This window comes from Erwinia rhapontici (genome assembly GCF_012271765.1).
Lineage (GTDB): Bacteria > Pseudomonadota > Gammaproteobacteria > Enterobacterales > Enterobacteriaceae > Erwinia > Erwinia rhapontici.
Genome location: NZ_VRKO01000014.1, coordinates 194,448 through 216,216, shown reverse-complemented (window position 1 = coordinate 216,216; position 21,769 = coordinate 194,448). Strand labels below are relative to the sequence as shown.

General features: G+C 51.0%; 21 protein-coding genes. 18 read left to right on the top strand and 3 right to left on the bottom strand.

Going from position 1 to position 21,769, the window contains the following annotated elements; genetic code table 11:
• Nucleotides 1-42 precede the first annotated feature (42 nt).
• Nucleotides 43-957: a ribonuclease Z gene (gene rnz / locus FVB43_RS14645; RefSeq protein WP_167864233.1), complete on the bottom strand. Its 915-nt coding sequence runs from the start codon at nucleotides 955-957 to the stop codon at nucleotides 43-45.
• Nucleotides 958-1,180: 223 nt separating this feature from the next.
• Between rnz and FVB43_RS14640 the strand changes: the two genes are divergently transcribed.
• From FVB43_RS14640 to FVB43_RS14620, 5 genes are all read left to right on the top strand, one after another.
• On the top strand, nucleotides 1,181-2,038 hold the full coding sequence (locus tag FVB43_RS14640) for a YPO3983 family protein (protein WP_167864232.1): 858 nt from the start codon (nucleotides 1,181-1,183) through the stop codon (nucleotides 2,036-2,038).
• A complete protein-coding gene (locus FVB43_RS14635) occupies nucleotides 2,022-2,486 on the top strand; it encodes a DUF943 family protein (protein ID WP_167864231.1) in 465 nt (154 codons plus the stop codon). The genes FVB43_RS14640 and FVB43_RS14635 overlap by 17 nt, the downstream gene beginning before the upstream one ends.
• Nucleotides 2,487-2,569: 83 nt before the next feature.
• Nucleotides 2,570-3,049 (top strand): DUF943 family protein, encoded by a 480-nt coding sequence (locus FVB43_RS14630; RefSeq protein ID WP_167864230.1) that lies wholly within the window; start codon nucleotides 2,570-2,572, stop codon nucleotides 3,047-3,049.
• A gap of 133 nt (nucleotides 3,050-3,182) precedes the next feature.
• On the top strand, nucleotides 3,183-3,650 hold the full coding sequence (locus FVB43_RS14625; RefSeq protein ID WP_167864229.1) for a DUF943 family protein: 468 nt from the start codon (nucleotides 3,183-3,185) through the stop codon (nucleotides 3,648-3,650).
• An 82-nt stretch (nucleotides 3,651-3,732) separates the two neighbouring features.
• Nucleotides 3,733-4,212 carry a DUF943 family protein gene (locus tag FVB43_RS14620; RefSeq protein WP_167864228.1) on the top strand — a complete coding sequence of 160 codons (480 nt, stop codon included), beginning with the start codon at nucleotides 3,733-3,735 and terminating at the stop codon, nucleotides 4,210-4,212.
• 94 nt (nucleotides 4,213-4,306) lie between these two features.
• Here FVB43_RS14620 and rtcR read toward each other — a convergent pair whose 3' ends face one another.
• A complete protein-coding gene (gene rtcR, locus FVB43_RS14615; protein WP_133844378.1) occupies nucleotides 4,307-5,890 on the bottom strand; it encodes an RNA repair transcriptional activator RtcR in 1,584 nt (527 codons plus the stop codon).
• Between the two features lie 515 nt (nucleotides 5,891-6,405).
• Here rtcR and FVB43_RS14610 point away from each other — a divergent pair.
• The 10 genes from FVB43_RS14610 (at nucleotide 6,406) to gorA (ending at nucleotide 15,629) form a co-directional block, all read left to right on the top strand.
• Nucleotides 6,406-7,539 carry a slipin family protein gene (locus FVB43_RS14610; RefSeq protein ID WP_133844380.1) on the top strand — a complete coding sequence of 378 codons (1,134 nt, stop codon included), beginning with the start codon at nucleotides 6,406-6,408 and terminating at the stop codon, nucleotides 7,537-7,539.
• Nucleotides 7,540-7,541: 2 nt separating this feature from the next.
• Nucleotides 7,542-8,759: an RtcB family protein gene (locus FVB43_RS14605; RefSeq protein ID WP_133844382.1), complete on the top strand. Its 1,218-nt coding sequence runs from the start codon at nucleotides 7,542-7,544 to the stop codon at nucleotides 8,757-8,759.
• A gap of 17 nt (nucleotides 8,760-8,776) precedes the next feature.
• The gene (locus FVB43_RS14600; RefSeq protein ID WP_167864281.1) at nucleotides 8,777-9,559 is read left to right on the top strand and encodes a nucleotidyltransferase domain-containing protein; all 783 of its coding nucleotides are present in this window, start codon (nucleotides 8,777-8,779) and stop codon (nucleotides 9,557-9,559) included.
• A 174-nt stretch (nucleotides 9,560-9,733) separates the two neighbouring features.
• Entirely contained in the window at nucleotides 9,734-10,582 is an 849-nt protein-coding gene (locus FVB43_RS14595) for a YPO3983 family protein (RefSeq protein ID WP_159337759.1), read from the top strand.
• Complete coding sequence (locus FVB43_RS14590) at nucleotides 10,566-11,030, top strand: DUF943 family protein (RefSeq protein WP_167864227.1); 465 nt, start codon at nucleotides 10,566-10,568, stop codon at nucleotides 11,028-11,030. Before FVB43_RS14595 ends, FVB43_RS14590 begins: the two co-directional genes overlap by 17 nt.
• 152 nt (nucleotides 11,031-11,182) lie before the next feature.
• Entirely contained in the window at nucleotides 11,183-12,034 is an 852-nt protein-coding gene (locus FVB43_RS14585) for a YPO3983 family protein (RefSeq protein WP_167864226.1), read from the top strand.
• Nucleotides 12,018-12,482, top strand: coding sequence for a DUF943 family protein (locus tag FVB43_RS14580; protein WP_133844386.1), 465 nt, complete (start codon nucleotides 12,018-12,020; stop codon nucleotides 12,480-12,482). The genes FVB43_RS14585 and FVB43_RS14580 overlap by 17 nt, the downstream gene beginning before the upstream one ends.
• A gap of 153 nt (nucleotides 12,483-12,635) precedes the next feature.
• Nucleotides 12,636-13,499, top strand: a complete 864-nt coding sequence (locus FVB43_RS14575) for a YPO3983 family protein (protein WP_167864225.1) — start codon at nucleotides 12,636-12,638, stop codon at nucleotides 13,497-13,499.
• Complete coding sequence (locus tag FVB43_RS14570) at nucleotides 13,483-13,944, top strand: DUF943 family protein (protein ID WP_167864224.1); 462 nt, start codon at nucleotides 13,483-13,485, stop codon at nucleotides 13,942-13,944. The genes FVB43_RS14575 and FVB43_RS14570 overlap by 17 nt, the downstream gene beginning before the upstream one ends.
• A 332-nt stretch (nucleotides 13,945-14,276) precedes the next feature.
• Complete coding sequence (gene gorA / locus FVB43_RS14565; RefSeq protein WP_167864223.1) at nucleotides 14,277-15,629, top strand: glutathione-disulfide reductase; 1,353 nt, start codon at nucleotides 14,277-14,279, stop codon at nucleotides 15,627-15,629.
• A gap of 129 nt (nucleotides 15,630-15,758) precedes the next feature.
• On the opposite strand, the gene FVB43_RS14560 is transcribed toward gorA, so the two are convergent.
• Nucleotides 15,759-16,823, bottom strand: coding sequence for a LacI family DNA-binding transcriptional regulator (locus FVB43_RS14560; protein ID WP_133844395.1), 1,065 nt, complete (start codon nucleotides 16,821-16,823; stop codon nucleotides 15,759-15,761).
• A gap of 471 nt (nucleotides 16,824-17,294) precedes the next feature.
• Here FVB43_RS14560 and FVB43_RS14555 point away from each other — a divergent pair, with 471 nt between their 5' ends.
• The 3 genes from FVB43_RS14555 to FVB43_RS14545 all read left to right on the top strand — a co-directional run bounded on the left by FVB43_RS14555 (nucleotide 17,295) and on the right by FVB43_RS14545 (nucleotide 21,708).
• The gene (locus FVB43_RS14555) at nucleotides 17,295-19,667 is read left to right on the top strand and encodes a membrane-bound PQQ-dependent dehydrogenase, glucose/quinate/shikimate family (protein ID WP_167864222.1); all 2,373 of its coding nucleotides are present in this window, start codon (nucleotides 17,295-17,297) and stop codon (nucleotides 19,665-19,667) included.
• Between the two features lie 179 nt (nucleotides 19,668-19,846).
• A complete protein-coding gene (locus tag FVB43_RS14550; protein WP_167864221.1) occupies nucleotides 19,847-20,824 on the top strand; it encodes a hypothetical protein in 978 nt (325 codons plus the stop codon).
• Nucleotides 20,825-20,847: 23 nt separating this feature from the next.
• Entirely contained in the window at nucleotides 20,848-21,708 is an 861-nt protein-coding gene (locus FVB43_RS14545; RefSeq protein ID WP_167864220.1) for a hypothetical protein, read from the top strand.
• Nucleotides 21,709-21,769 lie beyond the last annotated feature (61 nt).

Here is a 21,769-nt window from a genome sequence, read left to right as displayed (position 1 = left end):
GGCATGCCTCGCCCAGGTTTATGAGGCACAACTCGCCCGGGTTTATAATGTAAACACCGCGAAATCGTGCGCCATCTCGGTGTGCGGAAATACCGCCCGACACTCCTCCAGCAGCCTTTCACAGTCAGCCCGCAGATAGCGAGAGCTGAGATGCGTCACAATCAGCCGTTTCGCCCCACTCTCCTGCGCCACTGCTGCTGCCTGCGCCGTGGTGGAATGCCCTCGACTGTTGGCTTTCTCTTCCATCGCCACTTCAAGCGTTGCCTCATGCACCATCAGGTCGACGCCCGCTGCCAGCACCGTGGCTGCCGCTGTCGGAGCGGTATCGCCAAAGATGGCCAGGCTGCGCCCTTTTATCTTCTCGCCGACATAATCCCAGCCATTAATCACTCTGCCATCAGCCAGCGTGACGCTGCGTCCGTGCTTCAGGTCATAAAAATACGGCCCGGCAGGCACGCCGTCTGCCGCCAGCTTCGCCGCATCCAGCGCGCCGGGTTTATCATGTTCATCAATGCGGTAACCGTAGCACTCAACCGGGTGGGTCATCGGGTATGCCGTGACGAGGAAATGTTCATCACGGCACACTTCACCCGCCGTTATCTCGACAATCTCCAGCGGGAAAGTCAGCCACGAGCCGCTGAGGCTGATCGCGGTGTCGACAAAGGTTTTGAGCCCTGAGGGGCCATAAATTGTCATCGGATCGGTGGAGCCGTTCATCGATCGGCTGGTCAGCAGCCCCGGCAGGCCAAAAATATGATCGCCGTGCAGGTGGGTGATAAAGATCTTCTCGATCTTGCCCGGTTTGATCGGGGTGCGCAGGATCTGATGCTGCGTCCCTTCGCCGCAGTCAAACAGCCAGGTGGCATTACGCACGCCCTGCAAATCCAGCGCGATGCTGGTGACGTTACGTTCACGGCTTGGCGTTCCGGCGCCGGTGCCTAAAAACTGCAATTGCATAATCAACCCACTCCTTCCGTTATGATCCGATGACCCACATCACTTCAACACGCCCAGTTTAACGCAAAATGTACCGAGACTGGTGTCGTCGCAAAATATCCATTTCCGCCAGCGGTGCTGACATCCGCTCCGCCACCGCTTATTATTTTCAGCGAAAAAAATCATAACGGAAGATTTAACCCTTAATCATTGATGACGGGTTTAACACAAGGAGAGTTTTCATATGACCGCACTGCAATGGCCCTGCACTCTGTTCAAGACGCAAAAACGGATGGACGACTATAACGCCCCGGATATGCAATATGGTGATTTAACCCAGGAGCAGTTAAAGAAAAATTTTCTTCTGACAACAGTATCTGAACGGGTCGACCCTTACGCGCTGAAGAAGATTACCGCCTTCAATCGGCCACAGTCGATGTTTGCTGGTTCCCGTCGTGAGACCGATGGCGAGACAATTTCCCGTAGTGAATGCGCCCGGATTATGTTTGATGAATTCCGCTCATTGTCCCATACGTTTTCAATTTACGGCCCTTACAGACACCTGATTGGCAACATGATCACCCATATGCAAAACGCCAACGGTGCAGCATTTACCAGTATGATTTTGGATGCGGCGCTGAAAGAACAGATTTTGCGTGACGGGTCTCCGGAAAATAGTACACGTTTACGATTGGAAAAGGCTTTTAAAGAAAATATAGATTGGGATGAAAAGTGCTACCCCGCTGATCGAAAAGATGAGTTACGTAAAGCAATATCTTCAGGAAAGCTCCCTAAATTTGACCGAACCCAGGATATTTTTAATGGCATGAGCATCACCGTTCATGATACCTGGGCAACGCAGATCACGCTCAAATCTCTGCAGATAGATAACGACCGCTACCATGCGGTGTTGCATTACAAAGTGCAGGACCACTTCGGCCTGGATACTCTGGATATTTCTAAATCTAAATTCAAACAGTTCCATTTTTTCCGCCTCTGGTTTGTACTCCAGCGCTACAATAAATTTGGTTTTAAACCCTTTATGACCAATATGGAAGCCACTATTGATATTGTCGGAGTCCGTAATGAAAGCAAAAACTAAGATGGCATTTTATGCAATACTCTCTTTGAGTGGCCTGTTAATGGGTTACCTTTACTGGTTGTCACAACGCCCTGTAGAGATTGTCGCTGTTCATGAGGATGGCAACCATAGTTATGTGCTGGTAAATAATTTCCCTTTCACCTTTAAAGGAAAATTAAACTGGTGGCTGGAAAATAAAACGATGTTAAAAAAGCAGTATGACATCCCAAAACCTTCATCCTATGGTTCATCCACTGTTATCTTCTGGATATTTGGCGAAGGTTATAAAGAAGAGGGGAAATATGACCTATTTTGTTTTGAAGATATGAAAACAAAATTCAACTGCATTGAAAAAGAAGCTGTTTTTTCTGTAAGTGAAAGTAAAAATATGGGAGTTATGTTTACTGTAAAAGATGGAACATATCGATTACGTGAAAATGGTGAAATCGCGAAGTATATTTACAACTAATTCCAAAGTACTTTTCACAAAAACACGCTAGCACATAAAACAAGGATTGTTTATGAAGTCAACCCACATTACGGGAGCCCGTAATGAAAATAAATATTAAAAAAACCGCCTACACACTACTACTGGCGGCCGGTATTCTGCACGGTTGTTTCCTCTGGTATTCGCATCGCCCTGTAGAAATCGTTGCCGTTCATCATGGAAGAAGTGGTTACAGCGATGTTCTTGTCAAAAACTTCCCCTTTACTGATAAAGGTAAAATTCACTGGTGGCTGAAAAATAAGGCCATGCTAAAGGAAAAATACAACGTGCCTAATCCGGAACCAGACGGCTCATTTTCTCTTACCGTCTGGCTATTCGGAGACGGTTACAAAGAAGAGGGGAAATATGACCGACTCTGCTTTGAAGATATGAAAACGAAAGTGAATTGTATCGAAAAAGACATCGTTTTCTCCGTCGACAACAGCAAAAACATGGGAACCATGTTTGAGGCCTATGATGGCACTTATCGTTTGCAAAAAAATGGCGAAGTCGTGAAATATGTTGATCACTATGAAGTGTGGTGAATTTATCTGCCAGATTCAATAAAGAACGACATTAAACCATCCGCACAGGACAAGCCTGTGCGTTGATCAGAATCATCGTTAACGATTAAACAAGGATTGTTTATGAAGTCAACCCACATTACGGGAGCCCGTAATGAAAATAAATATTAAAAAAACCGCCTACACACTACTACTGGCGGCCGGTATTCTGCACGGTTGTTTCCTCTGGTATTCGCATCGCCCTTTAGAAATCGTTGCCGTTCATCACAGAAGCAGTGGCTTCAGCGATGTTCTTGTCAAAAATTTCCCCTTTACTGATAAAGGTAAAATACACTGGTGGCTGAAAAACAAGGTGATGCTAAATGAAAAATACAATGTGCCTAATCCGGATAAAGAGGGCTCATTTTATCTTACTTTCTGGCTGTTCGGTGACGGTTATAAAGAAGAGGAAAAGTATGATCGCCTCTGCTTTAAGGATATGAAAACAAAAGCGAATTGCATCGATAAAGACGCAATCTTCTCCATCGACAACAGCATAAATATGGGGATGGTGTTCAGAACATATGATGGCACTTATCGTTTGCAAAAAAATGGCGAAGTCGTGAAATACGTATATCACTAACGTCAAGATCGTCACTCATAAAACGTTATAAATAGACAAGGATCGTTTATGACAACCACGACTAAAATTATGAGATTCCGTAATGAAAGCAAAAACTAAGATGGCATTTTATACGCTTCTCTTTGTGAGTGGCCTGCTACTCGTTTACCTTTACTGGCTGTCGATGCGCCCTGTAGAAATTGTTGCAGCTCATCATAGAAGCAGTAGTTTTAGTGATATTCTTGTCAGAAACTTTCCATTTACCGACAGAGGTAGAATAGCTTGGTGGCTAAAAAATAAAGAGATGCTAAAAGAAAAATACAACGTGCCTAATCCAAATCCAGATGGTTCATTTTATCTTAATGTTTGGCTGTTCGGTGACGGTTATAAAGAGGTGGGTAAGTACGACAGACTTTGCTTTGAAGATATGAAAACGAAAAAAAACTGTATTGAAAAGGACATAGTATTCACGGTTAGTTACAGTAAAAACATGGGAGCCATGTTCGAGGCCTATGATGGCACTTATCGTTTGCAAAAAAATGGCGAAGTCGTGAAATATGTTGATCACTATGAAGTGTGGTGAATTTACCCGCCGAATTCACTGAAGCGCATCGTAAAACGATCGGCACAGCCCCGCAATATAACGCGCCGGGGCTGCCACCTTCACTCGCTTGCCGTTATCGCTCCGGCACTCCGCCGGACTTCACGCTTTCCCAGTCTAAGGCAAAGCGCGCCAGATACTTGCGTAGCCGGTCGGCGTCATTAGGCTGCTTCTTCTGCTGGCGCGAAACGGCAAACAGCGTGCGTCCGGCCTCGGACAGGGAAGATGACTCACGGCAAACCTTCAAAACCGTTTCCAGCTGGCTGTGGTCAAACAAATCCAGCGTTTCCGGTAAAACAACGGCAGGTTCGAGCTGCCAGCTGGCGCGTAAGCGGGCAATCTCCTCTTCCACCTGCGGCAGCTCAATGCGCCCATTGTCTGCCAGCGTTGCCATGCGCGTCACCGAGGCACTCAGTTCGCGGAAGTTCCCGCGCCACACGGCAGCAGGCGCGCAGGCAAATTGCAGATAACGCTGACGAGCCTGCGGCTCAAAACGCACCTGCGACTGCGCACTGCTGGCAAAACGCAACAGTTCAAATTCCAGGTTAGGTTCAATATCTTCCCGCCGCGCCGCCAGTCCTGGTAGGGTAAAGCTCCACATATTGATGCGGGCGTAGAGATCCTCACGAAAGCGCCCTTCCGCCACCCACTGGCGCATATCGCGATGCGTCCCGGCAATCAGCTGAAAATCACTGCTCACCTCTTTATCCGCGCCGAACGGCAGAAAGCGTTTCTCTTCGATGGCTTTCAGTAACATTGCCTGCTCATCCAGCCCCAGTTCGGCAATTTCATCGAGGAAAAGCATCCCGCCGTCCGCTTCACGCAGCAGCCCGTTACGTGCCTGCAATGCCCCGGTAAAGGCCCCTTTCACATGACCAAACAGCGTAGACATGGCGTTATCGCCGCGTAACGTTGCGCAGTTCACAGCGACCAGCCGTCCGCTGACCCGATGGCGCGACTGACGCAGCTGATAAATCCGTTCTGCCAGAAACGATTTTCCTGCTCCTGTCGGCCCGGTCAGCAACAGCGGCGCATCCGAGCGCAGCGCCACACGCTCAATCTGGTCGATCAGGTTGTTAAAGGTCGCATTACGCGTGGAGATCCCGCCTTTCAGCAACGACACCGACTCCTGACGTTCGCGCATAAAGCGGCTGGTCAGCGTGGCATAACGGCTGAGATCGAGGTCGATTAGCGTATAAACACCCTCGGTTTTTCCGCTCTCCTGTTCACGCGGGGCGGGCGCGGTCTGTAGCAGACTGGCTGGCAGGTAACGCGCCTCGGTCAGCAGGAACCAGCAGATCTGAACCACATGCGTTCCGGTGGTGATATGCACCAGATACTCTTCGTTCTCAGTATCAAAAGGATAATGGCGGGAAAAATCGAGCAGCGTGGTATACACCTCTTCGAAGTCCCAGGGGTCATTGAGGGTGATCTGATTCAGCCGCACTTCGGTGTCCGTTGAGACCAGCGCCACATCTTCAGCCATCTGCTGCGCCATCGTCTGACGGTCAGGCTGATGCAGCAGTTCAAGGCGATCGATGGGCAAATCGGGCTGCATACACAGCCCCAGCGTGGGCCGCCATTTGTTCCAGCGGTTTTCCCGTTTGCCACGCTTGTCCAGGGTGGTCCCCAGCATACCGATCACGACTCTGCGCTTCATACCCTATCCCTTTATCGCAATATTTATCCCACAGGATAAATTCAGTATTCCCCTGCCAGCAATACCTTTTGTTCCTGAAAATATAAATCCATTAATAATCAATATATTATAATTTTATTCGCGATTTTTCTTCACCTGGCACGCTTCTGGCAATAGTTACCCCGTCAACATGACAGTTACCCCGTCAACATGCTGGAATTGCACGGGTTACGAACCCCGCCAGCGCACCGGGAACGGATGACCGTTTTCCCGCAGGCGTTCTGCCAGCATGAAGACATTGAGCGAAGGGCACAGGGCCAGAACGGGTTCGACTCCCGATTTCGCACCTCTCTCCAAAGAGACTATTAGCAGTACCCAGGCTGTGCAGTCAGCAGCCCACCCGGAGCACCGGCAAACGCGTCGGGTCTGGGGCATCACCTCCGCGCCACCGCCAGTTTCGGGTGCCGCTCAGATGCTCCCCCTGACTTCACGCTGCTGCCCGTGCTCTGCGGTGCACCCTTAATGAAGGAGATAATATGTTTAACAACATCAAAATACGGAAAGGCCATATCGCGTTGCTGGTAAAGAACGACGAATACCAACAGATTCTGCCAGCCGGGGAGTATCGTTTCCGCGACTGGCGACGTCAGCTCAAGGTGGCCACCTTTGAGCTGAATCAACCGCTGGATAACACGCTGGCGGACTACCTGCAGCAGCACCATCCGCAGTGGGTGAGCGAGTTTTGCCAGACCGTCGCGGTGCCTGAAACCTGCGTCGGGCTGCACTATAAAAATGACCTGCTGGTAGAACTCCTGCCGCCGGGTACACGCCGCCTGTGGTGGCTGAACGGCAGCGAGCAGCGCGTCGATCTGCTGCCCACCGATGACGTGGCGATCCCGACCTCCATTGTTGCCAGCTTGATGCAACCCCAACTGCGCCAGCACGTGGTGGCCGGTCACGCCGGGGTACTGCTGGCGCTGGTGCCCGCCTGGCATGTGGGGATCCTGAAAGTGGATGGTATGGCGCAGGCGCTGCTGCCACCGGGTACTCGCGGCTACTGGCGATTTAATCATCAGGTTGAGGTCGACGTGGTGGATACCCGCGTGCAGGCGCTGGAAGTCAGCGGCCAGGAGATCCTGACGCGCGATAAAGTCAGCTTACGCATTAACCTTGCTGCCAACTGGCGTTACAGCGATGTGATGAGTGCCTGGGGGCAGCTGACCAAACCGCTGGAATACCTCTACCGTGAGTTACAGTTTGCGCTGCGGGAAGCGGTGGGAACACGCAGCCTGGATGAGCTGCTGGAAAACAAGCAGGTGATTGACGAACTGGTCAGTACGCAGATCCGCCAGAATGTCGCCGCCTGGGGGATGGAAGTGATATCCGTGGGTGTCAAAGACATCATCCTGCCGGGAGAGATGAAGACCATCCTCTCCCGACTGGTGGAAGCGGAAAAATCTGCGCAGGCTAACGTGATCCGTCGGCGTGAAGAGACCGCCGCCACGCGCTCGCTGCTAAACACCGCAAAAGTGATGGAGAACAACCCGGTGGCACTGCGTCTGAAAGAGCTGGAAACCCTGGAAAGGGTGGCAGAGCGCATCGATAAAATCTCCGTGTTCGGCGGCCTGGACCAGGTGCTGAACGGACTGGTACAGATCAAAGGAAACTGACAATGAGTATGCAACAACTGACCGCGCCGGGCGCGGCAATGATAAAAATGTGGACCGAGGGCGTCCCCGTCGATCCCAAAGCGCAGCAACAGCTGCTGAATACGGCACGGATGCCATTTATCTACCGCCATCTGGCCGTAATGCCGGATGTGCACGTCGGTAAAGGCTCGACCATCGGCAGCGTGATCCCAACCAAAGGGGCGATTATCCCGGCGGCGGTTGGCGTGGATATTGGCTGCGGGATGATGGCAGTGCGTACGTCGCTAATGGCCAGCGATCTGCCGGATAATCTGTTCGGCATCCGCAGTGCCATTGAACGTGCGGTGCCGCATGGTCGCAGCAGTGGACGTTCACGTAATGACCGGGGGGCATGGAATACGCCACCGCATGCCGTGGATATCCACTGGCAGGTACTGGACGCGGGCTTTAAACGCATCACCGATAAATACCCGGCGCTGCTGAAAACCAACCATTACCACCACCTTGGTACGCTGGGCACCGGGAACCACTTTATTGAGCTGTGCCTGGATGAAGCACAGCGGGTCTGGGTGATGCTGCACAGCGGTTCACGCGGCGTCGGCAATGCCATCGGTAACCTGTTTATCACCCTCGCCAGGGAAGATATGCAGCAGCACATCGCGAATCTGCCGGACCGCGATCTGGCTTACTTCAGCGAAGGAAGCCAGCACTTTGCCGACTACATTGAGGCGGTGGAATGGGCGCAGGAGTTTGCGCGTCACAACCGCCAGGTGATGATGCAGCAGACGCTGACGGCACTGGCCCTGGCACTGTCGACGCCGTTTATCGCCGAAGAGCAGGCGGTGAATTGCCACCACAATTATGTGCAGCGTGAACAGCACTTTGGTGAAGACATCCTGGTGACCCGTAAAGGCGCGGTGTCAGCTCGTAAAGGCGAGATGGGGATTATTCCCGGATCGATGGGAGCAAAAAGCTTTATCGTGCGCGGGCTGGGCAATGAAGAGAGTTTCTGTTCATGCAGCCACGGCGCCGGGCGGGTCATGAGCCGCACCGAAGCGAAAAACCGCTTCACGGTGGCCGACCAGCAGCGCGCCACCGCCCACGTTGAGTGCCGCAAAGACAGCAACGTCATCGATGAGATCCCGATGGCGTATAAAGATATCGATGCCGTGATGGCCGCACAGTCATCACTGGTAGAAATTGTGCATACGCTGCGTCAGGTCGTGTGTGTTAAAGGATAAGGAGCAACCTGATGAAAATGGAAGAAACGATCAGCCCGGCTATGCGTGAGCGGGTGTTGACAGCATTAGAAGCGATCGAAGCCCGCCACCACGTGCGCGTGCTGTATGCCTGCGAGTCCGGCAGCCGGGGCTGGGGATTTTCCTCCCCCGACAGTGATTACGATGTGCGCTTTATCTATGTGCATCAGCCCGAGTGGTATCTGCGCATCGAGCCACCGCGGGATGTTATCGAACTGCCGATCGACAGCGAGCTGGATGTCTGCGGCTGGGAGCTGCGTAAAACACTGGGGCTGCTGAAAGCCGCCAACCCGACGCTGATGGAGTGGCTGGATTCACCCGTCATCTATCGCCAGCACCCTGAAACAGTACAGGCGTTACGTGGGCTGGTGCCGGATTTCTTCAGCGATCTGCGGGCGCGCTATCACTATCTGGCCATGGCCAAGAAGAACTTTCGCGGGTATCTGCAGGACGAACAGGTGCGGCTGAAAAAGTACTTTTACGTGCTGCGCCCGCTGCTGGCCGTGCAGTGGATTGAGGCCGGAAAAGGCGTTCCGCCGATGCGTTTTGATCGACTGATGGCGGGTACGGTCAGTGACCCGCTGCTGCGTGCGGAGATCGAGGCATTGCTGGAGCGTAAACGCCAGGCGGGCGAAGCTGAACACGGCCCGCGCCGTGAACGCATCCATGCCTTTATTGAACAACAGCTGGCGCAGCAGGAACGCCCGCCGCTCTCCGATTGCGCCCGACGTGATGTCAGCGCACTAAACCATCTGCTGATGCAGACCGTGCTGACACCGTAATGCAAACAGGCACAGGCTTCGCTCTGTGCCCCCATCATGGTGCGACCTTTTATGGACGCCAGCTGTATTTACACAACACCCCACCACTGCTTATTATTTCACCGATGACAAGCATCAAGGACGACATACCCAACACCGTTTTGGAAACGGGTATCATACAAGGAGCGTTTTATTATGGCCGCACTCCCCTTACCCTGCACGCTGTTCACCACGCAAAACCGCATGGACGATCACCATGCCAAAGATATGCAATGCGGTGACCTGACGGCGGAACAGTTAAAAACACGGTTTCGCCTTGCTCATGTCTCCGGGCGAGTAAACCCTTTCACGCTGACAAAATTCACCACGTCTAACCGACCGCCATCAATGTACAGTAGCTCACACGGCGCGAGTGAAAAAATAAGCCGTCAGGAATGTGCCCGCATTTTGTTTGACGAGTTCCGCGATTTATCGCGGACATTCTCTATTTACGGTCCTTACAGACATCTGATCGGTCAGATGATCACGCATATGCAGAACGGCAACGGTGCGGCATTTACCAGTATGCATTTGGATTCGGCATTGAAAGAGCAAGTATTGAATGATAACTCTAAAAACAGTACATACCTTATTTTAAAAGAAACCATTAGCTCAAAGATAGATTGGGAAAAGAAATATTACCCATCAGAACAGAAGGGCGAACTGCGAGACGCAATATCCAGAGTAAAGTTGCCAAAATTTGACAGGCTTCAGGATAATTTTAACGGCATGGGTATTACCGTCCACGACACATGGGCAACACACATCACACTAAAATCGTTGCAGATTGATAACGATCGCTATCGTGCGCGGGTACATTACAAAATTCAGGATCACTTTGGCCTGGACAATGATGATATATTAAACGTCAAATTCAAGTATTTCCCGTTTTTTCGCATCTGGTTCTTACTTCAACGCTACGATAAATTTTCGTTTAAACCTTTTATGACCAATATGGAAGCCACTGTTGAGATTACCGGAGGTCGTAATGAGAGAAAAAAGTAAAAAAACGGTCCATGCACTACTCTTTTCTGGCTGTATTATTGCTGGTTACACTACCTGGCTATCGTTACGTCCAGTGGAAATTTTCGCAGTTCATAAAAAAAATAATTATAGTGACATTCTGGTAAAAACCTTTCCGCTCACAGAAAAAGGAAGAATAGATTGGTGGATGGAAAACAAATCAAAATTAAAAGAAGAATACAACATTCCAAAACCTGATGACGATGAATCATTCACTGTAATATTCTGGAATTTTGGTGAAGGGTACAAAGTAACAGATGGTAATGACCGGCTTTGCTTTGAGGATATGAAAACAAAAACAAACTGTATCGATAAAGATTCTCTGATGATGGTAAAATACAGTAAAAACACAGGGCTGTATTTTCGCATGGACAGTGGAATATATTATTTAAAAGACAACGGTGAAATGATAAAGAAAAAATACGAATAGATGAGATGCCAGCGCGCTAAATTGCCTGCTGACGTAGACCGTTCTTTTTACAAAACAGCCCGCGATCGTTTATTATTTCACCGACAAAGACCGTCATGGACAATATACCCAAAATTATTTGGAAACGGGTATCACACAAGGAGCGTTTTATTATGGCCGCACTACCCTTACCCTGCAAGCTGTTCACCACGCAAAACCGCATGGACGATCACCATGCCAAAGATATGCAATGCGGTGACCTGACGGCGGAACAGTTAAAGACACGGTTTCGCCTTGCTCATGTCTCCGGGCGAGTAAACCCTTTCACGCTGACAAAATTCACCACGTCTAACCGACCACCATCAATGTACAGTAGCTCACACGGCGCGAGTGAAAAAATAAGCCGTCAGGAGTGTGCCCGCATTTTGTTTGACGAGTTCCGCGATTTATCCCGGATATTCTCTATTTACGGCCCTTACAGACATGTCATCGCTCAGATGATCACGCATATGCAGAACGGAAACGGTGCGGCATTTACCAGTATGCATTTGGATTCGGCGTTGAAAGAGCAAATTTTGAATGATAATTCTCCGGAAAACAGTACACGTTTAATCTTGAAAAAAGCATTTAGTGTAAATATAGATTGGAAAAATAAATGTTATCCAGTCAATAAAAAGGAAAAAATGATCAAATCTATCCTTGATGGAAAACTACCTAAATTTGACAGATTTCAGGATAACTTCAACGGTATGGGGATTACCGTCCACGATACATGGGCAACGCATATCACACTAAAATTGTTGCAGATTGATTACGATCGCTATCGTGCGGTAGTGCATTACAAAGTGCAGGATCACTTTGGACTGGATAACGCTGATATTTTGAACACTAAATTCAAAGATTTTATTTTTTTCCGTATCTGGTTCGTTCTTCAGCGCTACGATAAATTCGGATTTAAACCTTTTATGACCAATATGGAAGCCACCGTTGAAATTACCGGAGGACGCAATGAGAAGAAAAATTAAGAAAACCCTTTATGCCTTATTGGTTTTAGCGGTTATATTGCATGCTGGCTTACTCTGGTGGTCAAAGCGGCCAGTGGATATTGTTGCCGTTCATAAAAGCGGTAGCCATAGCTATGTTTTAGTAAAAAACTTCCCGTTTCTGGATAAAGAAAAGATCAACTGGTGGGCGAAAAACAAAGCCATGTTGAAAGAAAAATATGACATTCCCAACCCAGAAAAAGAGGGTTTTTATTCTGTGATTTTTTGGGATTTTGGCGAGGGTTATAAAGAAACGGATGGCTATGACCGACTCTGTTTTGATGATATGAAAACAAACATCAACTGTATTGATAAAGAGAAGTACTTTACCGTCTGGAATGGCAGGAATAATGATATCTCATTTGGCGTTCATGATGGTGAGTATTTCATTAAACAAAACGGTCAGATGGTAAAAAGAAAATACGAATAGATGAAATCTCAGCGTGCTGAATCGCCTGCTGATGCAGGCCGTTCTGTTTACAAAACACCCCACTACCGCTTACTATTTCACCGATGACAAGCATCAAGGACGACATACCCAAAACCATTTTGGAAACGGGTATCACACAAGGAGCGTTTTATTATGGCCGCATTACACTTACCCTGCACGCTGTTCGAAACACAAAACCGCATGGACGATCACCATGCCAAAGATATGCAATGTGGCGATTTAAGCCAGGAACAGTTAAAAACACGGTTTCGCCTTGCTCATGTCTCCGGGCGAGTAAACCCTTTCACGCTGACAAAATTCACCACGTCTAACCGACCGCCATCAATGTACAGTAGCTCACACGGCGCGAGTGAAAAAATCAGCCGTCAGGAATGTGCCCGCATTTTGTTTGACGAGTTCCGCGATTTATCGCGTACATTCTCTATTTACGGTCCTTACAGACATCTGATCAGTCAGATGATCACGCATATGCAGAACGGCAACGGTGCGGCATTTACCAGTATGCATTTGGATTCGGCGTTGAAAGAGCAAATTTTGAATGATAATTCTCCGGAAAACAGTACACGTTTAATCTTGAAAAAAGCATTTAGTGTAAATATAGATTGGGAAAATAAATGTTACCCAGTCAATAAAAAGGAAAAAATAATCAAATCTATCCTTGATGGAAAACCACCTAAATTTGACAGATTTAAGGACAACTTCAATGGTATGGGAATTACCGTCCACGACACTTGGGCAACGCAGATTACGCTAAAGTCGCTACAGATTGATAACGACAGCTACCGTGCTGTAGTGCATTACAAAGTGCATTACAAAGTGCAGGATCACTTTGGTCTCGATAACGCTGATATTTTAAACACTAAATTCAAAGATTTTATTTTTTTCCGTATATGGTTCGTTCTTCAGCGCTACGATAAATTCGGATTTAAACCTTTTATGACCAATATGGAAGCAAACATTGAAATTACTGGAAACCGTAATGAAAGTAAAAAATAAGAAAGCATTCTATGCTTCCTCCTGTGTTTGTGCGGTTCTCCTCTGTCTCTGCACTTGGTTGTCCCTTCGTCCAGTAGAGATAGTCGCCATTCATAATGATGGTGAGTTCAGCTCAGCTTTGGTTAAAAACTTCCCATTAACTAATAGTGGAAAAATAAACTGGTGGTTGAAACACAAAGAAGCACTGGATTCGAAATATAAAATACCCAATCCAGATAGTGATGGCAGTTTTACTATTGTTTTCTGGTTATTTGGTGATGGATATAAAGAGCAAGGTAAGTACGACCGACGATGCTTTATTGATATGAAAACTAAAGAAAACTGCATTGATAAAAACCGGGTTTTTTCCGTTGAGACGGGTAGAAATAATGACATATTATTCACTGTGCGCGATGGAATATATCGCATGAATAAAAAGGGTGAGATTGTGAAGTATGAATATTAAAAAGAAAACACCCGTAAAATAGCTACCTGCTGATGTAGTCAGCGCTACCCCAAGCCATCCCAGGCACAGGGCTTGCTCTGTGCCTTCCCTATCACAATCATAGACGCAATCTTTGGGGGTTTTCCCCTTGTGGCGTTACACTCTACGCCAGCTGATTTAACTCACTCAGAGTCTGTCCCACCAGGCGTTATTGTTACAGCCAATTTGGACACGGAAAGCGCGGAGGAACCGGAGCGTACACGGAGTACGTGAGGATTCTGAGCACTGCCCGGGTTCAAAATGGCAAATAAAATAGCCTGGTGGGACAGACTCTCACTTAACCGGAAGACTCGATGACCAGACATTATGACTACCTTGCCATCGGCGGCGGCAGCGGCGGTATCGCCTCCATCAACCGTGCGGCCATGTATGGCCAGAAATGCGCGATAATCGAAGCGAAAGATCTCGGCGGCACCTGCGTGAACGTTGGCTGCGTACCGAAGAAAGTGATGTGGCATGCGGCACAGATCGCCGAAGCAATCCATAACTACGGCCCGGACTACGGCTTCGATACCACCGTTAACCAGTTCAACTGGGACGTTCTGCTGAAAAATCGCAGCGCTTATATCGACCGTATTCACACCTCTTACGACAACGTGCTGGGCAAGAATAACGTTGACGTGATGAAAGGTTATGCCCGTTTCGTTGATGCGCACACAGTGGAAGTCAACGGCGAGAAGATCACTGCTGATCATATTCTGATCGCCACCGGCGGCCGCCCAAGCCAGCCAACCATCCCGGGCGCAGAATACGGCATTAACTCCGATGGCTTCTTTGAGCTTCAGGCCCTGCCGAAACGCACTGCAGTTGTCGGTGCAGGCTATATCGCCGTCGAAATTGCTGGTGTGCTGAACGCGCTGGGTTCTGAAACCCATCTGTATGTGCGTAAACATGCGCCGCTGCGTAGCTTCGATCCACTGATCGTCGACACGCTGGTGGAAGTGATGAACACCGAAGGCCCGACGCTGCACACCGAGTCGGTTCCTAAAGCGGTAGTGAAAAACGCCGACGGTAGCCTGACCTTACAGCTGGAAAACGGCAAAGAGCAGACCGTTGACTGCCTGGTGTGGGCGATTGGTCGTGAGCCAATGACCGACAACCTGAACCTTGAAGTGACCGGCGTGAAGCTGAACGAAAAAGGGTACATCAGCGTTGATAAGTACCAGAACACCAACGTGAAAGGCATCTTCGCCGTCGGTGATAACACCGGCGCGGTCGAGCTGACGCCGGTCGCGGTTGCCGCAGGTCGTCGCCTGTCCGAGCGCCTGTTTAACAACAAGCCGGACGAGCATCTGGACTACAGCAATGTGCCAACCGTGGTGTTCAGCCACCCGCCAATCGGCACAGTCGGCCTGAGCGAGCCAGAAGCACGCGAGAAGTTTGGTGATGACCAGGTGAAAGTGTACAAATCTTCATTCACCGCCATGTACACCGCTGTGACCCAGCACCGCCAGCCGTGCCGCATGAAGCTGGTGTGCGTGGGCGCCGATGAGAAAATCGTCGGTATTCATGGCATCGGTTACGGTATGGACGAGATGTTGCAGGGCTTTGCCGTCGCACTGAAAATGGGCGCGACCAAGAAAGACTTCGACAATACCGTGGCGATCCACCCAACGGGTTCGGAAGAGTTTGTGACGATGCGCTGATCCCTTTAGCGGATAAGTACAACAAAAAACCATGACCTTGTGTCATGGTTTTTTTTCGCCTCATCCCCACCAAGGGGGTTGAGACGTTCCGCGCGCTAGCCGAAGGGATGCTGAACAGAGCCCTGGCAATCAGCTGCGGCAGGCGCAGCCGCACTGGGCCATTTCGCCATGCACTTCGCGGCTGAGGTGTGAATGACGGATCTTCAGTTCACCTTTGCGCCAGGCCCCCTCTTCATCCGCGCGGTTGTCGAGCAGGCGGTTCAGCGCTTCGGTAATCTGCAAGTCGCAGCGCTGCGCCCAGGTGGTCAGGTTCCACATGGAAGAGCGGGCTTCTCCTACGTCATCAAAACCCACCACCCCGATATGTGCACCCTGACCGAAGTCGCGGATCGCCTGCATCGCACCAAAGGCCAGCACATCATTTTCGCAGAACAGCGCATCCACGCGCTCAGAGGCCCAGGTGTTTTTCAGGTAGGTCATCATCGTCTGATAGGCCATTTCCCGATCGTAGTGACCCGCCACCAGCACTTTATCCAGCGTTTTATTCGCGGCATCCAGACTGGCGGCGTAGCCCTCCATACGCAGCAGGTGGGTCGACGATGTCTCCTGGCCTTTCATATAGCCAAAACGGTGATAACCCTGCGACAGCAGCAGACGCCCGATCTCGGCGCCGGCGGCATACCCGTCCACACTCACCACTTCAACATCGGCACTGTCGGTACTGCGGCACACGTGAATACTGGGGATCTGGTGCAACTCGTCCACGGCAACAATCAGTTCATCACTGAAGATGGTGGCCAGGAACAGCAATGCATCAACCTGCAACTGCCCGGCCATTTGCAGCACTGACTGGTAGTTCGCGTCAGAATCCACATTCAGCAGCAGTGCCATATAGCCGCGCTCATTCAACTGACGCGTAACCTCGTTGAGCATTTTCAGTGTGTGGGGATTGGTAAACTCATCGGCCACCACCCCAATAATATGGGTTTTTCGCTGCTTCAGGCTGCGTGCCAGCAGGTTAGGCCGAAAGCCGAGTTTTTTCGCCGCCGCCAGCACTTCTTCCCGTGCCAGCGGGGAGATTGAGGCATCCGTTTTGAACGCCCGCAGCACGGTCCATTTAGAAACCCCGGCAAGTTCTGCCACATCACTGGCCGTCGCTTTCTGAGTCTGTTTTTCTTTCACTGTATTTTTCATGATGAGTTAAACGCCCGCACTCCGGTGGCTGAACCTGTTGCCAACAGAATAGAGTAATCTCGCCGCCCCCAAAAGTACGGGGTGGCGGATGTGTGATTTCCCCCGCCTTTACGTCCCCCTTTATCATCAACATGTTACATCGATGTTTATTATTGCTACCGTTGGCAACATCCTTTGCCAACGGTAGCAAAGTCAGGTAAAATCCGACCCCGCTCACACTATTACCATAACCCACTGTTTTTAAATGACTAAAAACCGCATTACCCCATCTTTTGCTGTGGTTAATATTTGGCGAAAAACCGCCTTTTGAAAAAAAATGTTATCAGTACGTGGCAGAAAGGTGCAACGCGGTGCAAAAGGAAAGTGGTGCAAGCGCATAACAACTTTAAATATTTCTTCATTGATGTCGGGCAAGAGTCGATTCACCTATCGTCCTGAAAAGGAATTGTTCAGTATGGAAAATATCTCATCATGAAAAACAGTCGCAATATTCTGGTTACTATCATCGGGATAGCCCTGGTACTTCTGGGCCTGTCCCTTGCCGGTGGCGGTATCTACCTGATCACCCTGAAGGGGTCCTGGTTCTACCTCCCTGCCGGCCTGGCGATGGCCGCCACCGGTCTGGGACTGGTCAGGAGAAATGGCTGGGCGCTGTATCTCGCCTGGGCATTACTGATTGTCAGCCTGATCTGGGCATTCAGTGAAGTCGGTACTGACTTCTGGCAGTTAGTGCCGCGTACCGTCACCTTCCTGGTTGTCGCATTGCTGGCCACGCTGTGTGCCCCGCTGTTGCGCAAAAAAGACCAGACCCGCGTCATCGGCTGCAAAGTGGCAGGCGGTTTCTCCGTGGTACTGGCTATCGCTATCGTGGCGATTTTTGCCAACATGTTCCGTATCCATCCGGAAGTGGAAGCCAGCGGCGAGCCTGCCACCGTTCTGGATGAAAAAGCAGCTGACGACAGCGGCAACGACTGGGCGGCCTATGGTCGTAATACCGGTGGTCAACGTTTCGCGCAGTTCAACCAGATCAATACCACTAACGTGAAAGATCTGAAGGTTGCCTGGACGTATCACACGGGCGATCTGGCGATTAACGGCTCCGAATATCAGGTTACGCCACTGAAAGTCGGTAACACCATGTACCTGTGTACCCCGCTGAACAAAGTCATTGCACTTGACCCGGTCACCGGGAAAGAGAAGTGGCGCTTCGATCCAAAAATCGAAGAAACCGAGGGTAACAAGCAGTGGAAACGCTGCCGTGGCGTGGCATATACCGAGCTAAGCCCGGCACAACAGGATGGCACTCCGCCTGCGATTGCCGGTAACAAACGCATTATCAGCACCACCGTTGATGGCCGCATCTTCTCGCTGGATGCCGAAACCGGCAAGCTGGACACTAGCTTCGGTGACAACGGCTTTGTGAACCTGCTGAACGGCCTTGGCCCAACGGCGCATGGCTCTTACTATCTGACGTCTGCGCCGCTGGTGGCTGATGGCGTGGTGATGGTCGGCGGTAAGCTGAACGATAACCTGACCACCGGTGAAGCCTCCGGCGTGGTGCGTGGCTTCGACGCCCGCAGCGGCAAAATCCTCTGGGCATGGGATGCATCCCGTGGCGCGAAAGACAGCTCTCCGCTGCCGGAAGGCCAGACCTACGCCATTGAAACCCCGAACTTCTGGGGTACCGCGGCCTATGATGCGAAGCTGGGCATTGCCTACTTCCCTACGGGTAACCAGACGCCTGACTTCTGGACCGGTAACCGTCATGACTATTCTGATGAATACAATGACGCTATCGTTGCCGTTGAACTGAAAACCGGTAAAGAGATCTGGCATTTCCGTACCGCCAATCACGACCAGTTTGACTATGACGTCTCTTCCCAGCCGATTCTCTACGATATGCCGGGCAAAGATGGCACCACCACGCCAGTGCTGATCCAGTTGACCAAACGTGGCCAGATCTTCGTGCTTGACCGCCGCACCGGTAAGCCAGTGGTGCAGGTTGAAGAGCGTAAAGTTTCAACCGACGCGATGCCGGGCATGAAAGTGGCAGCAACTCAGCCGTACTCGGCGATCTCCGTGGGCACCGCTGCGTTGAAAGAATCCGACATGTGGGGCGCTTCCATCTTTGACCAGCTCTACTGCCGCGTGCAGTTTAAAGAGATGCGTTGGGAAGGCGAGTTCACTCCGCTCTCTGACAAAAAACGCACCCTGATTTACCCGGGCTACTACGGTGGCTTCAACTGGGGCGGCGGGGCGATTGACCCGTCTACCGGTACGCTGATCGTCAATGATATTCGTATGGCGCAGTGGGGCAAATTTATCAAACGTGAAGATGCCGAGAAGAAAGGGATGAAAGCCAGCACCGAGGGCGAGTACTCCAAACAGCTGGGTACGCCGTGGGGCGTGGAACGTTCGATGTTTATGTCGCCACTGGGCATTCCTTGCTTCAAACCGCCGTTTGGTTCGATGACAGCCATCGACCTGGCAACCGGTAAAACCCGCTGGCAGATGCCGATGGGCAGCATTAAAGATGCGCCAATCAACGGCGTGGCACCGGGTCTGGATATCCCACTGGGTATGCCAACCATGGGTGGCCCGCTGGTGACAAAAGGTGGCCTGACCTTCTTCCACGGCTCGCTGGACTACTTCGTTCGTGCGCTGGATAACAACACCGGTAAAGAGTTGTGGCGTGGCCGTCTGCCCGTTGGCGGACAGGGCGCACCGATGACCTATATCGCGGAAGACGGTAAGCAGTACGTGGTCGTAGTCGCAGGCGGCGCTACGCGCACCGGCACTAACGACAACCGTGGTGATGATGTGATTGCTTACGCGCTGCCATAAGCCTGACGCATTCTGAACCCGGTAAGAACGAAACAGGCCAGCGATTGCTGGCCTGTTTTTTTATGGGTCTGATAGCCCCCTGAGTCGAACAATGCTCTAATGGATTATTGCCATTTTGCGTGCAGTGTCGCGTATTCTGACGGGCCAGCCAATACGCCAGGCCCGCTTAAAGGGACTCAATGAAACTCGTTTCGCTTTCTGCTTTGGTGTTTTCCGGCCTGCTTGCGTTCTGTGCCAGCGCATCGGCAAAATCATTAGAAGACTTCAATCACTTGCCCCCCGTCTATGGCAGTTCGGATCAACTCTCCCCTGAACCGCATTTGCTGGCAGAATTTAAAGATAAAAAATTTGTCTGCCGCACGGAGGAGGACGCCACGCCGAAGGAAAGCCCCGCGGCAGCCGCGGCCTTCCGCCAGTTGGTGGACTATGCAGCAAAGGGCGACCCGGTGAATAACTTCTGGCTGGATGCCGGGAATCGTAAAAAACGCGAAGACCTGCTGGCAGCCGCGGTGAAGGCCGGCAGTTGGAAGGCGGTTTACCTTGATACTCTCTGGACACTGCGTTATCCGGCCACCCCTGAGGCCGCAACACAGGCCAGTGCCACCCTGCAAAAGATGATTCAACAGGGTATCCCCATCGCCATGTCTGACTATGCCGCCTCACTTTATGGCCGTGATTACAACACCATGTATACGCTGCTGTCAGCGGCGGTCGATCACGGCAGCCCGCAGGCGATGGACCTGGCCGGTGGGACCATTGTTCCGCAGGCCAGAGAGTTGCATCCGATCGGCAAAGCGATGCTGGAATGTGCCGTTAAACAGGGTTATGCCCCGGCGTATGCCAGCCTTGGCAAGCTGGCATGGATGCAGGGACATCGTTTAGACGCTTACCGACTGTGGGCAAAAGGGGTGAATCTGGGATGTGCCGCCTGCAGTTCCCCCCTCGAGTCGCTGGCCCGGGTGCGATCGGGCTACAACACCGCCACCCCGATGCTGGATCTCATGCCAGAGCTGGCCGCGATTAATGCATTCTACAGCAACAATTTTTTCTATGAATTGAGTGGCCTACGCGACTTTGAACGCCCCTTACCTGAAAAACTGGCGTTTCATCTCAATGACAAAGAGCTGTTAAAACTGCTGAAACTAGAGCAGCGCTGATGATCAGACAGGGAGGCTGGACAGTGAAATCGTTACTGCTTTTTCTGCTGGTGCTACTGTCGGGGTGTGATAACGCCAGTACGCCAGTGACCCGCACCGTAAAGGTGTGGCTGGGCGACAGTATCGAACCGATGCAGGCGGCATTAGGCAAGGATCTCACCCGCGACTGCGATGACACGATGTGCTGGTATAATTTCACCAAGCCCTCGAAAAGCGGCAATACCCTCAATCTGATCCTCGGCGGCGATCGCTCTTTCACCATCAATGGTGTGTTCTCTTTTTCCGCCCCGGTCTACAAAGAGAACCACGATCGTTTTGATGAAATCAATATTTACCCTCTCGGCCTGCCGGAAGACAGCCTGCTGGCGGATAGCAGGGTGTGGTTCTATCAACTGGTCGGCCGCCTTCAGGCTGCCGGTTGGCAGCGTTTTATCACCCAGAATGAACCGCGTCTTCCGGGGTCTGAAGTGGCTAATGCCATGCGGATTGAACAGGTGATGACCGCTTCCAGCCTTTCGACACCGTTTAACGATCCGTCATCCCACCTCAATAACGCCCAGTGGCTGGCACTGCCGTTTTTAGCGGACTGGTATTTTTATCGTGGTAACGAATACCTGACCCTCAGCGCACAGCGTGAGAACAGTAAAACCGCGCCCGCCGAGCGCGGCACTTATCTGTTCACCCTGGCGTTCCGTAGTGAGGAACAGACGTACCAGGATTACTTCAAGTATGAGGATCGCCACCGCTGGAAAACCCTGCTGCCTGCATTACTGAAAAAGATGGCCACACAGCGTGCGCAGCAGGAAGCACGACTGCGCGCGGCAGGCATCAGGATTGATGAGAACTATCGCGACCCGGTGATTCGTGCACTGAGTGTGCCCTAAGCCCGTGACAGGAACCTGTGATTAGCAGGTCAATGTAGGGGTCAGGCATGCCTGACCCCCT

Excerpts from the sequence above, each read along its gene's own strand:
- rnz (WP_167864233.1), bottom strand. The coding sequence starts at position 957 with ATGCAATTGCAGTTTTTAGGCACCGGCGCCGGAACGCCAAGCCGTGAA.
- FVB43_RS14640 (WP_167864232.1), top strand. The coding sequence starts at position 1,181 with ATGACCGCACTGCAATGGCCCTGCACTCTGTTCAAGACGCAAAAACGG.
- FVB43_RS14635 (WP_167864231.1), top strand. The coding sequence starts at position 2,022 with ATGAAAGCAAAAACTAAGATGGCATTTTATGCAATACTCTCTTTGAGT.
- FVB43_RS14630 (WP_167864230.1), top strand. The coding sequence starts at position 2,570 with ATGAAAATAAATATTAAAAAAACCGCCTACACACTACTACTGGCGGCC.
- FVB43_RS14625 (WP_167864229.1), top strand. The coding sequence starts at position 3,183 with ATGAAAATAAATATTAAAAAAACCGCCTACACACTACTACTGGCGGCC.
- FVB43_RS14620 (WP_167864228.1), top strand. The coding sequence starts at position 3,733 with ATGAAAGCAAAAACTAAGATGGCATTTTATACGCTTCTCTTTGTGAGT.
- rtcR (WP_133844378.1), bottom strand. The coding sequence starts at position 5,890 with ATGAAGCGCAGAGTCGTGATCGGTATGCTGGGGACCACCCTGGACAAG.
- FVB43_RS14610 (WP_133844380.1), top strand. The coding sequence starts at position 6,406 with ATGTTTAACAACATCAAAATACGGAAAGGCCATATCGCGTTGCTGGTA.
- FVB43_RS14605 (WP_133844382.1), top strand. The coding sequence starts at position 7,542 with ATGAGTATGCAACAACTGACCGCGCCGGGCGCGGCAATGATAAAAATG.
- FVB43_RS14600 (WP_167864281.1), top strand. The coding sequence starts at position 8,777 with ATGGAAGAAACGATCAGCCCGGCTATGCGTGAGCGGGTGTTGACAGCA.
- FVB43_RS14595 (WP_159337759.1), top strand. The coding sequence starts at position 9,734 with ATGGCCGCACTCCCCTTACCCTGCACGCTGTTCACCACGCAAAACCGC.
- FVB43_RS14590 (WP_167864227.1), top strand. The coding sequence starts at position 10,566 with ATGAGAGAAAAAAGTAAAAAAACGGTCCATGCACTACTCTTTTCTGGC.
- FVB43_RS14585 (WP_167864226.1), top strand. The coding sequence starts at position 11,183 with ATGGCCGCACTACCCTTACCCTGCAAGCTGTTCACCACGCAAAACCGC.
- FVB43_RS14580 (WP_133844386.1), top strand. The coding sequence starts at position 12,018 with ATGAGAAGAAAAATTAAGAAAACCCTTTATGCCTTATTGGTTTTAGCG.
- FVB43_RS14575 (WP_167864225.1), top strand. The coding sequence starts at position 12,636 with ATGGCCGCATTACACTTACCCTGCACGCTGTTCGAAACACAAAACCGC.
- FVB43_RS14570 (WP_167864224.1), top strand. The coding sequence starts at position 13,483 with ATGAAAGTAAAAAATAAGAAAGCATTCTATGCTTCCTCCTGTGTTTGT.
- gorA (WP_167864223.1), top strand. The coding sequence starts at position 14,277 with ATGACCAGACATTATGACTACCTTGCCATCGGCGGCGGCAGCGGCGGT.
- FVB43_RS14560 (WP_133844395.1), bottom strand. The coding sequence starts at position 16,823 with ATGAAAAATACAGTGAAAGAAAAACAGACTCAGAAAGCGACGGCCAGT.
- FVB43_RS14555 (WP_167864222.1), top strand. The coding sequence starts at position 17,295 with ATGAAAAACAGTCGCAATATTCTGGTTACTATCATCGGGATAGCCCTG.
- FVB43_RS14550 (WP_167864221.1), top strand. The coding sequence starts at position 19,847 with ATGAAACTCGTTTCGCTTTCTGCTTTGGTGTTTTCCGGCCTGCTTGCG.